Origin of the sequence: Candidatus Acidulodesulfobacterium acidiphilum (assembly GCA_008534395.1) — a bacterium.
Lineage (GTDB): Bacteria > SZUA-79 > SZUA-79 > Acidulodesulfobacterales > Acidulodesulfobacteraceae > Acidulodesulfobacterium_A > Acidulodesulfobacterium_A acidiphilum.
Genome location: SHMQ01000025.1, coordinates 1 through 13401 on the forward strand (window position 1 = coordinate 1; position 13401 = coordinate 13401).

A 13401-nucleotide genomic window follows, 5' to 3' on the forward strand; every position below is an offset into this window, starting at 1 on the left:
GTGCCGGAAGCTATTTTTTGAATTATATCGTTAATTTTAGACGGAGAAGACGTTTCGGAAGAATCTATCTGCCCTCTTAAATTGCTAATGAAAGTTGCGTCTCCGGATATGCTAACTTTATCAGAAGAAGACTGTACTCTGTCCGAAGAAGAAACATCTTTTTTCTTCTGAACGTTCCCGTTTTGTATAATCTCGCCGACTACAGGCGTTACGTTTGAAATTTCGATTGCCATAATTATATACCTTCTTAAAAAATTTAAGATATTTTACTTTCTTGTATATAACAATCGACATTTTCAAACCGTAACTTTAATTTTGCCTCCTATAATATATATAGTAATAAGTTAAATAAATTATGTTATCTGGTTCTATGCTTTTTGATAATAAATTAATTTATACATTTTAATTTTATATATTTTTATATAACTTTTATTTCGGCGGAAAGCGCTCCCGCGGCTTTTATAGATTCCAGCATTGAAATAATACTTGAGGTAGAAGCCCCTACCGCATTAAGAGCTTTTACAAGATTAGCAACGGTTAAGCCTTTCTTTAAATAAAAAGCGTTTGGCGTTCTTTTCCCGTTTATTTTAAGCGTAATATTCCTGTTTGATACGGCAACCGGATTTATTTTTATATTGCCGCCCATAACTACCGTTCCAGACCTTTCGTCAATAACTATGATTGCTTTAGAATGAGTTTTTACGTTTATAGCGTTAACGACGGATACAAACTGAGATACGTTTCCTGAATAAGAAACCGGAACTGCGACTTCTACGCTTGCGGAATTTAAAGGCTTTGCGGTTCCTTTTCCAATTTTTGCGTTTATGGCGGCGGCTATTCTCGAAGAATTGGTAAAACTTGGGTTTTTAAGAATAAGCCTGACGGTTTTAAAAGTATTTAAGCCGATAGAAACTCCCTTTTCTACTATTCCGCCGTTATCTATAATGCCTGCAGTTTGAAAATTCTGCGATACAGGAACGTAACCCGGAAGAGGCATCACGTTTTGAGCCGCAACGCTTCCGCCGGTCGAAATAGAGCCTTGCGCAAGGGCGTAAACTTTTCCGTTCGGACCTTTAAGCGGCGTCATAAGCAAAACCCCTCCTTCTATGCTTTCCGCATTGCCGATGGCGCTGACGGTAACGTTTATCTTTTCGCCTGGAACGGCAAAAGGCGGAAGTTCGGCCGTTACCATGACGGCGGCTGTATCCCTTATTTCATAAAGAGAAGCCTCGTTAGTATTAATGCCGAGTTTAGACAGCATGGTAACTATTGACTGCTGGGTAACGTTAACGCCCCACTGGTCGCCCGTGCCGTCAAGACCTGTAACTAAACCGTAGCCTACTATAGGATTGCTCATAGCTCCGTAAACGGAAGTAACGTTGCCTATTGTAGCGGCGGAAGAAGAATTAGGAGCAAAAAAGATAACTGTCGTTAAGCCCCAAAAAAGCAAGAACAGAAAAGCTAAGGGTATTAACAATATTTTTTTATTCATTTATTATTCCGGCCTCCAAATATTATTGCTATATATAATATATCTTATATTTTATTTATATAATCCAAATATATTATCCAAACCTTTATTTTGCAAATACTATTTATACTATTTATTTTTAAGAATTTAGCCGTTGCTCGCCAATCCTTATTCTCTTTAGAACGGCCAGATATCCTGCATAATTTTATACAGCCAGTTCGGACTCTGCGAACTGTTGACGTATCCTCTGCCGTTTATCCATATTCTTTCGTCTGCAAGCTGGGTAGACAGGACCGTGTTTGCCGGCGATATGTCTATAGGACGGGCAATGCCTTTAATTAATAGAAATCTTGTTTCTCCGTTCACCGATACTTCCCTTTCGCCTTTAAGTTCTACGTCGCCGTTTGGGAACACTTTTACCACCTGAGCCTGAATCGTCGAATTTATCTGTCCTGATTCCGCTACTCCGCCGCCACCGTTAAAAGTTTCGTCGTTAGAACCTTTATAACCGGTAGGTTTAGAAGTAGAAAGCGTGCCGAAAGCAAACTCTCCGGTACCCGTCGAATTATGCGAAAGAGACGTCCCTGAGGAATCCGAAACCTGCGTCTGGTCGTCAACTATAATAGTTACGGTATCGTTCAGCCTAAAAGCGACGTTATCGGCATAAAGATTAGTTCCGCTTCCCGAACCTGTCCAGAGAGAACCGAGAACCGGCTTAGACTGCAGTCCTCCATTTTTTGCCGTAGGTTTTACATACGTAGGAGGAATCATAGACTTGGGAGGATTAACTCCGCAGCCGGTAAGCATTAGCGGCAATAAACCCGCAAAAAATAAAGTTAATACCAAAAATATTTTTACTTTTGATTTATATTTTATTTGCCTTTTTTTAATATTCATTTACCTTACCTCCGCAGTTTTAGGCGATTTTACCATACATTCCACTATTTCTCCCGATTCCAAATTTTTTACCCTTATTTTTGAATTTAAAGCGCCGGATTGCAGAGCCATGCCTTTTGTTTTTAAAATTAATCCGTTTTCGTCGTAAATTATATTTACCCTGTCGCCGAAGTTTATTATCCTGCGCCTTTCGGTATTTGCATTATTTAAAGCCGACCCTTCGGCAATAAAAAACTTGGCTTCCCTTCCTGCCGCTTTTTTAACGTTTAAAAAATATCCGTCGTTTAAACTCGGAATATTTTTATAAGATATTTTTATCTCGCCGCTTTTTATAATCTGAAATTTTCCGATAGTCTCGGATGCAACGGCGACGGGAGCATAAATAGACGTTTTAAAAGTAGCGGCATCCAAACCCTGCATCTCGCCGTTTTTTTCGTTTATAATTTTTATTAAAGCCGTATGATATCCGGAATATCCGGTATCGGCAATATTTATTCTTAAATTTTTTAAATTAAAATTTTTATAAGGCATATTGAAATGAAAATTACCGAAGTGAAAATACTTTTTAAATTTTAAAGGAACTTTTTTTAAGTAAGCTTTTATTATTAAACGTTTTAGTAAAATATCGCTGCTCTTATTGCCGATGACGGTTGTACCCGAATAAGCCGCCTCCGCATTTTTAATGTTAAATCCGCCGTCCGATAAAACAACTGCCGCGATTAATATCGTTAATGCAAAAATTAATTTCATTCTATCCATCTGTTTATTTTTATTATCTTATTACCTTAGTTATCATATATTATCTGCCTTTATATTTTATTTAACATATTAGTTTAATTTATTTATAATAACTGCATTAATTTATTAAAATTTATTAAGGTATTAAACCGCTCATAGTCTGAAGCATCTGATTTGCGGTCGTAATAGCCTTTGAATCTATGGTATAAGCATTTTGAGCCGTAATCATGTCAACCATCTGCCCTACAAGATTTACGTTAGACATTTCCAAAAACCCCTGCTGGAGCGTTCCAAGCCCGTTTTGATTTGGCGTGCCGACCTGCGGAACGCCTGAAGCCGAAGTTTGAAGATAAAGATTGCTGCCTATGCTGTTAAGTCCCGCCGGATTAATAAAATTTGCAAGACTGATAGTTCCGATTTGCGCAGGATTAGTCTGTCCGGATATTACCGCCGTAACCGTTCCGTTTTCGGAAATAGTTACCGACGTGGCGTTAGGCGGTATTGTAATACTTGGAACCAGAGGATATCCGTTGGCATCTACTAACTGTCCCTGCGAATTAGTATCAAAAGTTCCGTCTCTTGTATATGCCGTTTCGCCGTCTGGCATCTGCACCTGAAAAAAACCCTGACCCGAAATTGCAATATCTAAGGGATTCGAGGTCTGCTGAAGATCGCCCTGCGTAAACTCTTTTTCTATAGAAGACACTTTTGAACCGAGACCTATCTGAATTCCCGTAGGAGACTGGGTATATTCCGAAGAATAAGCTCCGGGAGACTTAATAGTCTGGTAAAAAAGGTCTTCGAAATTGACCCTCGATTCTTTAAAACCGGTGGTATTGGTATTTGCAAGATTATTTGCTATGTTGTCAATTTCTATCTGCTGTCCTTCCATTCCGGTAGCCGCCGTCCATAAAGCTCTCATCTAATGAATAACCTCCGTAATTATATAATTAATCTATATTAATAAATATATTATTTATTATAAATTTTTTAATTTATACCGCCGCTCCGACTGTGTTAATCGCAGTATTATCTACCGTAGAATATGATTTTAACGCCTGCATCATATTGTTATACGTTTCCGAAATATTTATCATCTGCACCATGCCTTTGATTTCGTTTACGTTGGATTCTTCTATATATCCTTGAAGTATATCCGGATTTTGATTTTCGACGGGAGCGCCGGAACTTTTAGTTTCTGAAAACAGTGTGTTTCCGTATTTAGATAAGTATTGCGGGTTTTTAAAATTAGCAATTAATATCGTACCGGAATACATTTCGTTGCCGGTTTGCGGATCGGTAAGACTTATTTCGCCCGAACCGCCGATAGTTACGTCCGAACTTCTTTCGTTAAGAAAGATAGGTTTTTTAAACGTGCTTAAAACCGGATACCCTTCCTGAGTCACAAGCTCTCCCGCCTGATTAAGCGAAAATACGCCGTTTCTAGTATATTTAACGCCTGTCGGAGTTGAAACTACGAAATATCCGCTGCCTTTAATGGCAAGATCAAGCCTGTTGCCCGTTTTTTTTAATGCACCCTGGGACATATTGTTATAAGTATTTAAAACAATAGGATACGCTTTATCGACAAGCGGTTTATTTTCGCCGGATTCGTTTGCGTTTATGGCTTTTTGCGATAAAAATTCGGCGAAATTAACGTTCGTGCTTTTATAACCCGCCGTATTTACGTTTGCAAGATTATTGGTAACGGCAGAAAGTTGTCTTTCTACCGCCAATATTCCGCTCAATGTTATATAAGAACCGCCGTTCATCTTTTAAAACTCCCTATAATTGCAATAATTAAATTAATCTATTAATAAATAAAAAATCTAAACAAAAACTATGCAATATATTAATTAGAAAATATAAATTTTATTATATATAATTCAATGCAATAAACATGCCATAAAAAAAGGAAAAAATTTCCCAAAATAGTTTAATTTCCAGTAAACGCAGGCAGGAGTTGGTAAATAAATAAATCTGACACCTTTAAAAAAAAATTGTTATTGATATAGCGGGCGGGAATGATATACAATATTAATGAATATTATGGATAAAAATAAACTTGCGATAATAATTTCAGAAGACAAGTATTTAGATAATATTGCCGGATTGATAAAAGCGGCGGCGAAAAAGGACGGCGATATATCAGTATCTATTTTTATTACCGATAAAGGCGTTTTTTTGACTGAAAATAAGGAATTTATTTCCCTTTTAAAAGAACTGAACGATATCATAGACAACGTTTCCGTTTGCGAACACTCCTGCAACATAAACGGCGTAGTTTTTCGCGATGAAATTTTTAACTATTCTTCGCAGTTTGAAAATGCAAAAATTATCGACGAACTTAAAGAAAACGACAGAGCATTGCTATTCTAATATAATATAAATTTTATTTTTTATTTCTGTTCTCAAAACATGTTCGATATAAAAAAATTAAAAGAAAATCCGGATATTAATATATATTCAAAAAAGCAGGAAATACACTCTATACTCAAGGGTTTTGCCAATCAAAAAAAACCCGTTATTATTTATCCGGTTCCTTTTAACGACGAATACACGACAAGTATTCTTAAAGTAAAAGACGACACTATAACCGTAGATTCGCTTATTCCAAAGTCCGGAAATTTAAAAATGGCGGAGTCGTCTTATTTAAAAATAGCTTTTAAGTTTTCCAATAACGACCATTTTTTTCTGTCTAAACTTTATAATTACGAAAAAGACGGGGATTATTTCGTATTCGATATTTACAAGCCGATTGAAATATTATCTTTAGAAAAAAGAAAATTTTTCAGGATAGAACCCTCCATTAGCGAACCGGTTATCATATCTTTTTTTTATAACAATAAATATATAGAAACCCGGCTTTACGACCTTTCGGGCGAAGGTTTTTCTTTTTTATTGGATTTTCCTTTAGAAAAATATACTGTGCTTGAAAACGTTAAGATTAAGTTTCCGCTCGGACTTCCGGAAGTTACTCTGCGGCTTGAAATAATGTCTAACGTCAGGTTGGATAATTTAAAATATAAAACCGGCGCTAAAGCTATAAATATAAAACCGGCACAGCAGGATATACTGTTTAACTATATTTTTAAAAGGCAGAGAGAGATAGTAGCCGCAATGAAAGGAACAGTTTAGCGAAGGCTTATTTTATCGTCCAGTTTGTATAAAAACGCAAAAATATTCGCTATAGCTTTATAAAGTTCCGGCGGTATTTCCTGATATATATCAAGTCCGTCGAGAATATCCGCAAGAGCGTCGTTTTGAGTAATCGGTATATTTTCTTTTTTAGCTATCTCTAATATTTTTTCGGCAAATTCTCCCCTGCCTTTTGCTACTAAAACTGGAGCGCCGTTTTTTATGGGGTCGTATTTTAATGCCGCCGCTTTCTTGTTTTTTTTAAATTCTTTCATCTATTATTTTTCCGTTTAAAAATACGTAAGAGTTTGAGTCGTTTATATTTACGGGTACCGGATTAGCCTGTCCTCCTGCGGACTCTGCATCATCGCCTTCCATTTCGTTTAGCTTATTTAATTCCATGTTTTTAAAAGAAATATCGTTAAGTTTTATTCCGTCCGACGACATCATTTCTTTTAATAATTCTAAGTTTTCTGATAAATTTTTTTTAAAAACGCCGGTATAGCTTTCAAATTTTATGCTTAAATTTTTGTCGTAGTAATAGGAAAAAAGTTTTAGCTTTCCTAAATTTTTTAAGTTTATTTCTATCATAAACAGATATTTTTTTTTGGAATTAGATAGATTTTTTTTATCGTCTTCTTTTTCATCCTCGTTTTTTACTTTATAATTAGAGCCGTCGGTGGTTAAAATTACCGTCGAAAGACCGAAGGAAACCCCAAAATCTATATGTATAAAGGCAAAATTTCCTTTAACCGAAACAGATATATTCTGAGCCGCATTTTGGAAAATATTTTGTATTTCGTTTGATAAACCCGAACTTATTTGGGAATTTTCTGAACCTAAGGAATTAAGCAGGGTTTCAAATTTCCCCTGAATATTTTCGACAACGGCCTTTCCGTATAAATCAAGAGTTTTTTGAATATTTACGGCATTTTCGCCCAACGATTCGTTTAAAACCTTAAAAACTATGTTAAAATCAGCCGAAGAATTCGGGATATTTCCGGATATGTCTTGCGTTTCGGCTCCGCCGGTGGATTTATTCGTTACGCCGGAAGATTTTGCGTTAATACTGCTTAACATAAGCTTTATAGGAATGGAGAACTCGCCGTTAAACGTTTTTCCGGTAACGAACTCGTTAAAAAGGTCTTCGGTTATAACGGATTTCAACAAACTGCCGTTTATATCTATAATTCCGGTAAAAGTTCCGCCTTCGGAAACGGAAGCATCGACCAATTCGGCAGATACTATATCTCCCGCTTTAACTAAAGCGCCTGATTTTAAGGAATTGTCTTTTATGGCTCCAAAAAGTATCCGAGTAACGTCGTTGGAAGCATTTTTGGCTAAATCTTTCGCATTCCCTATAACATTAAGATATTTTGCCCCGCCGTCTATAATAAAGTTCATGCTACGATATCTATATGCTCTTTTCCGTCTTCGGCTTCCGTTTCGTTTTTTTCGTTCATTTCTTTTTCGTTTTTTTCTTCGTTATCGTGTTTCTTTTCTTTTTCCTTATCGTTGACCGCTTCCAGCGTTTCGCTTAATTCGACGACGGTATTAAGCTTAGTCTCATCGACTATTTCCATTTCTTTTTGAGTTATCGCGTTTGAATTTGCCGCAAGTACATGGGAAGAAGCCGCCGTTTTTTCTATCTGCGGAAGATTGGTGATAATCTGCTGGAGTTCTACGGTATCTATCATAATAGCACCGTTTGTTTATATGTTACGATATTAAATAATTATAGACGTTTTTTAAGTCTATAACTGAATAAAATTTCCCTTCTCCATCCTCGAAAACTCCGGAAGTTATGCCGTTAACGTTTTTAAATTTAAAAGACGAACCGGCTATAATGTTTTTATTTTTTACGGCTGTTATGTTTTTTATTTCGTTTACCGCCAATCCGAAAAACTTGTCGTTATATACGCACACGACAATATATTTTAAGGGCGTTTTAATGTCTACGCTTCCGTTTGAAAGCAGGTAAAAATCATAAACCGGCACCATTCTGTTCCTGTATAGAATTATACCGAGATGAGCTGCTTTTTTTGAAAAAATACTAACCGGAGTTTTATATTTTATAATCTCGTTAATATTTAAAGCCGGAATGCCGTAAAAAGAACTTCCTGCAATAAACGTAAAATAAGAAACTTCTTTTTCGAGGTCAAAATAAGGAACGGGCTGAACGCTTTCCGCCTGCATTTGAAAATTGGGCGTCTGCTGAATTGCGGCTGAGTTTAAATCTAATCCTTTTTTTTCTAAGTTATCCGCAACGGGCGCGGATACTATGCGTATATCGTAGGTTTCGCTTTCAGGCGGAGGATTTAACGCTGGAAATTCCGACTCGACGGTGAGTATTCTGTCTACGGGATAGGATAATATCTGAGCCGTCTGCTTTTCAGCATCGACGTTTTCGCCGCTTTTTTTATCTAAAAGGTCGTCTATCCACGGAGTAACTATGTCCGAACCTGCGGCTTTAGCGAATTTTAAATCAAATAAATTATAAGTATTATTCATATTTTGCCTTCCTCCCCCGATTCGACGGAACTGTTAAAACCGTCTATTATTTCTCTCGCTACGTTAATATAGTCCATAGCGCCTCTTGCATGCACGTCTATATAAGTAAGCGGTTTTCTGAGCATGCTTGCGTCTTTAAATCTGGTATCGATATTAATTATACTATGAAAATGAGTATTTTTATATTTATTTTTAAAATATTCAAGAGATTTCAAAGATGAATTCGTCCTTTTATCGAACATAGTAATTAAAAGCCTGTAAGAACATTTATAGTCGAGAGCCTTTTCTATTTTATCTATCGTAGAAAGCAGAAGCTCGACGCCCCTGACCGATAAAAAATCGGACATTACGGGAACGATAATTTCGTCGCATGCCGCTACCGCGCTTATAAGCAATACGCTCAACGCAGGCGAAGAATCTATTAATATATAGTCGTAATTATCGCAGAAAAACTTTAATTTCTCTTTTAGCCTTAAACCGCCGCCTTTAGAGTTGGAAAGTTCCGCCTCTATTCTCGCGAGATTTATATTGGACGGTATAAGGTCTAAACAGCCGCCGTTCTTAAGTCTGTATTTGTTTATCAGGACGTCTGCCGGATTTATAGAATCCGACATTATAAGGTTGGCTACGGAATATTCAAGCTTTTCCGGCTCGACGGCAAGATGGTTCGTAAGACTTGCCTGAGGGTCTAAATCTATCAAAAGTACTCTGTATCCGAAAACGGAAAGAGAGCTTCCAAGCGTAATAGTAGTAGTAGTTTTGCCTACTCCTCCCTTCTGGTTTGCGGTTGCAAAGATATACGGAGATTTCATTTAAATCACTTTATCATGCCTTCTATAAGTTTATGCTCTCCAGTCGTAAATATCTTATCTATATCTAAAAGTATTATCAGTCTTTCGTCGAGTTTTCCGACGCCTTTAATATAGTCGGAATCAAGTCCTGCTATTAACGGCGGCGGCGGCTGTATGGTCGAAGAGTTAATCCTTAAAACTTCCGACACGCTGTCCACGATTAAACCTATAGTTTTATTCATTATGTTTACTACGATAATTCTGGTTTCTTTAGTCGCTTCTTTAATATTAAGATGGAATTTCTTTCTTATATCCACTATAGGTATGACCCTTCCTCTTAAATTGATTACCCCTTCTACAAAATCGGGAGCTTTTGGAACTTTTGTAATTTCGACTACCCTGTTTATCTCCTGAACTTTTAAAATATCCAGCGCAAATTCTTCGTTGCCTAATTTAAAAGTAACAAGCTGGACTATTTCGTCCGACGAAGAATGTTCCCCTGCGGAAACTTGGTTTTTTTTATTTTCCGTATCCATAAATCCTGTTCCTCCTAAAATTATATATGTTTATCTATGATATAAATAGTCAACACTCCGTCTCTCTAATAATTTGGTCGGATATTTTATATATCGGCAGAATCGAATCGGCAACGCCGGCATCGACTACGGCTTTCGGCATACCGTAAACGACGCAGGTAGCTTCGTCCTGCGCTATGGTTCTGCCGCCGCTCTCTTTAATTTTTTTCATACCGGCAAGACCGTCGGAACCCATACCGGTCAATATAACGCCGAGAGCCCTGCCCGGATATAATTTTGCGACCGATTCCATCATTACCGAAACGGACGGTCTGTTTATAAGGTCTTCGGGCTCCGTAGAAAGCGAAATTTTATAACCTTCCCTTAAGTCTTTAACTAAAGTCAAATGCTTATCTCCAGGCGACAAATAGGCGTTTCCGGGTTTAATTATTTCTCCTCCGGATGCTTCTGAAACTTTTATGTGAGATAAAGACGACAGCCTTTCTGCAAAAGAACCCGTAAACGCTTTTGGCATATGCTGGACGAGAATAATAGGCACCGGAAAATTTCCCGGAATTTTAGGTATAACGTCCTGCAGGGCTTTTGGTCCGCCGGTAGAAGAACCTATCGCTACGATATCTATTTTACCGCCGTTTTTGCGGTTACAAGAAGCCTCTATCGATGATCCTTCCTGGTTAATTTTGTTAGCCTTAGGTTCTGCCTCATGTTTTTCGCTTTTCCTGAAAAAATATTTTTTTGCGGTAATAGCTCTTATTTTAGAAACTAAACCGTCTTTTACTTTTAAAATATTAAGCGATACGTTTGAAAGGTTTTTCGGAATATAATCGGCCGCCCCTATATCTAAAGCGTCCAATGTTTCTTTGGCTCCTTCCTCAGTCAACGAACTAAGCATTATGACGGGCAAAGGATGTTTCTCCATAATTATCTTAAGCGCGGTAAGTCCGTCCATAACGGGCATTTCTATATCCATAGTAACTATATCGGGTTTTAACTCCTGTATCTGCCGTATTCCTTCCTCGCCGTTTTTCGCCATTCCTACGACTTTAATATCGTCGACGTCGTCGAAAAAAGAACTTATAGCCCTCCTCATAAAAGGCGAATCGTCGACTATTAAAACCCTTATAGGTTCAGCCATAAATTTAAAGCTCCTTTTAAAATAATTTTTATCGGTATAATTTATTTATTTTAACTTAACTTATCTTATCTTAAGCTTACGGCATCTATCATAGACGCAACGTCGATAATTAAAACTACTTTTCCGTCTCCGGTTATAGTAGCGCCGGAAATACCTTTGTATCCAAGCTGGTAATCTCCTAGTGATTTAATGACTACTTCCTCCTGTCCGAACAGGTCGTCCACTACTATGCCTATTTTTTTCTCGGCAAGAGCTACTACTACTACATAAATTTCTCTGTCGGAAGATTTAGCGTTTACGGAAGAAACGGCGCTTTCGCTTACGCCGAATTCTTCTCCGAGCCTCAACAATGAAAGTACCGATTTTCTTAAATTGATGACCTCGTGCTTATCTATAGTCTGTATTGTCGATTCTTTTATCCTTAAAGTCTCCACTACCGAATTTAAAGGTATCGCAAATACTTCGTCTCCTATGCCTACTATTAAAGTCTGTATGATTGCGACCGTAAGCGGAAGTTTTAATATTATAGTCGAACCCTGTCCCGGAACTGAATTAATTTCTATAATACCGTTAAGTTTTTGAATATTCGTCTTAACGACGTCCATTCCTACCCCTCTTCCGGATATCTCGGTAGCTTTGTCTTTCGTGCTGAAACCGGGAGCAAAAATAAGATTTAAAGCATCTTTGTCCGAAAGGCTCGCCGCGGTTTTTTCGTCTATTACTCCTTTTTCTACGGCTTTTCTTTTTATTATCGCAGGGTCCATTCCTTTGCCGTCGTCTAAAACCGATATAATAATGTAATTGCCCTCATGCTCGGCGCCTAACCTTATAGTTCCTCTTTCGGGCTTCCCGTTTAATTTTCTGGTTTCTTTGTCTTCGACTCCGTGGTCGACGCTGTTTCTGATTAAATGAACCAACGGATCTCCTATCTCTTCGATGACTGATTTATCAAGTTCGGTTTCTTCGCCTGAAATTAGAAGTTCTATATCTTTGCCTAGTTCCCTTGAAAGGTCTCTTACCATCCTTGGGAATTTACTGAAAACCTTTTTTACCGGCTGCATTCTAGTTTTCATAACGGCAAGCTGCAGATCCGTCGTTACAAGATTAAGCCCTGCCACTACCTGCGCAAGGGTGGAAGAGATATCGTCGTCGGCATACTTTATTTCCAGTTTTGAAGATATATTAAAAAGCCTGTTTCTTGCAAGAACCAGCTCGCCTACTAAATTCATAACGTTGTCTAATCTTTCTATGTCTACCCTTATAGTCGTTTCTTTAATTTCCGCGGCCGGAGATGCTGTAGGAACTGCAAAAGCAGGCTTAGCGGCAGCGGCAGAAACCGGTTTCTGCGGGACGGGATTAGATTTAATCTCTTCGGCAGGTTTGCCGGAAACTTGTTTTTCTTCGGCAGACTGGAAAGCTTTAGCCGACGCCGAAGGATGAGGTATTTCTTCCGCCGAAACTTCCGGCACTGCGGTAACTTTTTCCGCCGTATGTTCTTCTTCCTCTTTTTCTTTATAAATCTCTTCTAATTCTTCTTTTGAAATAAGATTGTCCTCAAGAAGTATGTCTCCAAGGCTTCTTGGTTTCTTTTTTCCGGAATCCGGCATTTTATCGGCAGAATCTACGGTCTTGGTTTTTTCTTTATCTGCATCTGCAACCGCTGCATTAGGAACTTCTTTGTCCTGCGTCTCCGGAGCGGCTATAGCGGTATTAGAATTAGAAACCTCGGCAGACGTTTTTTTTTCGCTTCCGCCGCCGATGCCTTCCGACAATTCGTTAAGTTTTTTAATAAGTCCTGTATTGCCTTCCGGCGGCTCGCCTTCGCTGCCGGTTTCCGAAACGGTTACTATCATAGACCTTAGGACGTCCATAGTTTTTAAGAGATAATCGGTCATTTCGGAAGTAAGGGTTATTTCGCCCTGCCTTAATTTATTAAGAATATTTTCGGCGCTGTGCGCAAGTTCTACTATGTTTTGAAAACCAAGAAATCCCGCAGAACCTTTAACGGTATGCGCAGCCCTGAATATAGTATTCAAAATTTCTTTATCTTCGGGATTTTTTTCCAATTCTATAAAATTTTCGTTAAGGCTATCCAGAAGTTCCAGTGCTTCCTGAATAAAGTCGTTTACAATTTCCTGCATCGAATCGTCAATCATTTCGGACCATCCTAAAAAATTAAATAAA

General features: G+C 37.9%; 16 protein-coding genes. 2 read left to right on the forward strand and 14 right to left on the reverse strand.

What is annotated here, in order from left to right; translation table 11 throughout:
- The 6 genes from EVJ48_07790 to flgF form a co-directional block, all read right to left on the reverse strand.
- Positions 1–233: hypothetical protein (locus EVJ48_07790; protein RZV38012.1), on the reverse strand; the 233-nt coding region annotated here is incomplete at its 3' end.
- A gap of 185 nt (positions 234–418) precedes the next feature.
- Positions 419–1492: a flagellar basal body P-ring protein FlgI gene (locus tag EVJ48_07795; protein ID RZV38013.1), complete on the reverse strand. Its 1074-nt coding sequence runs from the start codon at positions 1490–1492 to the stop codon at positions 419–421.
- A 156-nt stretch (positions 1493–1648) separates the two neighbouring features.
- Entirely contained in the window at positions 1649–2368 is a 720-nt protein-coding gene (locus EVJ48_07800; GenBank protein ID RZV38014.1) for a flagellar basal body L-ring protein FlgH, read from the reverse strand.
- Positions 2369–3127 carry a flagellar basal body P-ring formation protein FlgA gene (flgA, locus tag EVJ48_07805; protein RZV38015.1) on the reverse strand — a complete coding sequence of 253 codons (759 nt, stop codon included), beginning with the start codon at positions 3125–3127 and terminating at the stop codon, positions 2369–2371.
- 115 nt (positions 3128–3242) lie between these two features.
- Positions 3243–4028 carry a flagellar basal-body rod protein FlgG gene (flgG, locus tag EVJ48_07810; GenBank protein RZV38016.1) on the reverse strand — a complete coding sequence of 262 codons (786 nt, stop codon included), beginning with the start codon at positions 4026–4028 and terminating at the stop codon, positions 3243–3245.
- A gap of 73 nt (positions 4029–4101) precedes the next feature.
- Positions 4102–4878 (reverse strand): flagellar basal-body rod protein FlgF, encoded by a 777-nt coding sequence (gene flgF / locus EVJ48_07815; GenBank protein ID RZV38017.1) that lies wholly within the window; start codon positions 4876–4878, stop codon positions 4102–4104.
- A 268-nt stretch (positions 4879–5146) separates the two neighbouring features.
- Between flgF and EVJ48_07820 the strand changes: the two genes are divergently transcribed.
- Positions 5147–5485, forward strand: a complete 339-nt coding sequence (locus EVJ48_07820; GenBank protein ID RZV38018.1) for a hypothetical protein — start codon at positions 5147–5149, stop codon at positions 5483–5485.
- 39 nt (positions 5486–5524) lie between these two features.
- Positions 5525–6244: a flagellar brake protein gene (locus EVJ48_07825; GenBank protein ID RZV38019.1), complete on the forward strand. Its 720-nt coding sequence runs from the start codon at positions 5525–5527 to the stop codon at positions 6242–6244.
- Here the strand turns inward: EVJ48_07825 and EVJ48_07830 are convergent.
- The 8 genes from EVJ48_07830 to EVJ48_07865 form a co-directional block, all read right to left on the reverse strand.
- The gene (locus EVJ48_07830) at positions 6241–6519 is read right to left on the reverse strand and encodes a flagellar biosynthesis protein FlhB (protein ID RZV38020.1); all 279 of its coding nucleotides are present in this window, start codon (positions 6517–6519) and stop codon (positions 6241–6243) included. The genes EVJ48_07825 and EVJ48_07830 overlap by 4 nt on opposite strands.
- Positions 6506–7648, reverse strand: a complete 1143-nt coding sequence (locus tag EVJ48_07835) for a flagellar hook-length control protein FliK (protein ID RZV38021.1) — start codon at positions 7646–7648, stop codon at positions 6506–6508. Before EVJ48_07835 ends, EVJ48_07830 begins: the two co-directional genes overlap by 14 nt.
- Complete coding sequence (locus tag EVJ48_07840; protein RZV38022.1) at positions 7645–7941, reverse strand: hypothetical protein; 297 nt, start codon at positions 7939–7941, stop codon at positions 7645–7647. The genes EVJ48_07835 and EVJ48_07840 overlap by 4 nt, the downstream gene beginning before the upstream one ends.
- A 22-nt stretch (positions 7942–7963) precedes the next feature.
- Positions 7964–8755: a chemotaxis protein CheW gene (locus EVJ48_07845; protein ID RZV38023.1), complete on the reverse strand. Its 792-nt coding sequence runs from the start codon at positions 8753–8755 to the stop codon at positions 7964–7966.
- Positions 8752–9567 (reverse strand): ParA family protein, encoded by an 816-nt coding sequence (locus tag EVJ48_07850; protein RZV38024.1) that lies wholly within the window; start codon positions 9565–9567, stop codon positions 8752–8754. The genes EVJ48_07845 and EVJ48_07850 overlap by 4 nt, the downstream gene beginning before the upstream one ends.
- Positions 9568–9572: 5 nt before the next feature.
- Positions 9573–10082 (reverse strand): chemotaxis protein CheW, encoded by a 510-nt coding sequence (locus tag EVJ48_07855; GenBank protein ID RZV38025.1) that lies wholly within the window; start codon positions 10080–10082, stop codon positions 9573–9575.
- Positions 10083–10131: 49 nt separating this feature from the next.
- Positions 10132–11217 (reverse strand): chemotaxis response regulator protein-glutamate methylesterase, encoded by a 1086-nt coding sequence (locus tag EVJ48_07860; protein RZV38026.1) that lies wholly within the window; start codon positions 11215–11217, stop codon positions 10132–10134.
- A gap of 65 nt (positions 11218–11282) precedes the next feature.
- On the reverse strand, positions 11283–13373 hold the full coding sequence (locus EVJ48_07865) for a chemotaxis protein CheA (GenBank protein ID RZV38027.1): 2091 nt from the start codon (positions 13371–13373) through the stop codon (positions 11283–11285).
- Positions 13374–13401 lie beyond the last annotated feature (28 nt).

Coding starts and splice junctions, on each gene's coding strand:
- flgF (RZV38017.1), bottom strand. CDS start 4,878: ATGAACGGCGGTTCTTATATAACATTGAGCGGAATATTGGCGGTAGAA.
- EVJ48_07840 (RZV38022.1), bottom strand. CDS start 7,941: ATGATAGATACCGTAGAACTCCAGCAGATTATCACCAATCTTCCGCAG.
- EVJ48_07825 (RZV38019.1), top strand. CDS start 5,525: ATGTTCGATATAAAAAAATTAAAAGAAAATCCGGATATTAATATATAT.
- EVJ48_07800 (RZV38014.1), bottom strand. CDS start 2,368: ATGAATATTAAAAAAAGGCAAATAAAATATAAATCAAAAGTAAAAATA.
- EVJ48_07795 (RZV38013.1), bottom strand. CDS start 1,492: ATGAATAAAAAAATATTGTTAATACCCTTAGCTTTTCTGTTCTTGCTT.
- EVJ48_07850 (RZV38024.1), bottom strand. CDS start 9,567: ATGAAATCTCCGTATATCTTTGCAACCGCAAACCAGAAGGGAGGAGTA.
- EVJ48_07835 (RZV38021.1), bottom strand. CDS start 7,648: ATGAACTTTATTATAGACGGCGGGGCAAAATATCTTAATGTTATAGGG.
- EVJ48_07860 (RZV38026.1), bottom strand. CDS start 11,217: ATGGCTGAACCTATAAGGGTTTTAATAGTCGACGATTCGCCTTTTATG.
- flgG (RZV38016.1), bottom strand. CDS start 4,028: ATGAGAGCTTTATGGACGGCGGCTACCGGAATGGAAGGACAGCAGATA.
- EVJ48_07865 (RZV38027.1), bottom strand. CDS start 13,373: ATGATTGACGATTCGATGCAGGAAATTGTAAACGACTTTATTCAGGAA.
- EVJ48_07820 (RZV38018.1), top strand. CDS start 5,147: ATGAATATTATGGATAAAAATAAACTTGCGATAATAATTTCAGAAGAC.
- EVJ48_07845 (RZV38023.1), bottom strand. CDS start 8,755: ATGAATAATACTTATAATTTATTTGATTTAAAATTCGCTAAAGCCGCA.
- EVJ48_07855 (RZV38025.1), bottom strand. CDS start 10,082: ATGGATACGGAAAATAAAAAAAACCAAGTTTCCGCAGGGGAACATTCT.
- flgA (RZV38015.1), bottom strand. CDS start 3,127: ATGGATAGAATGAAATTAATTTTTGCATTAACGATATTAATCGCGGCA.
- EVJ48_07830 (RZV38020.1), bottom strand. CDS start 6,519: ATGAAAGAATTTAAAAAAAACAAGAAAGCGGCGGCATTAAAATACGAC.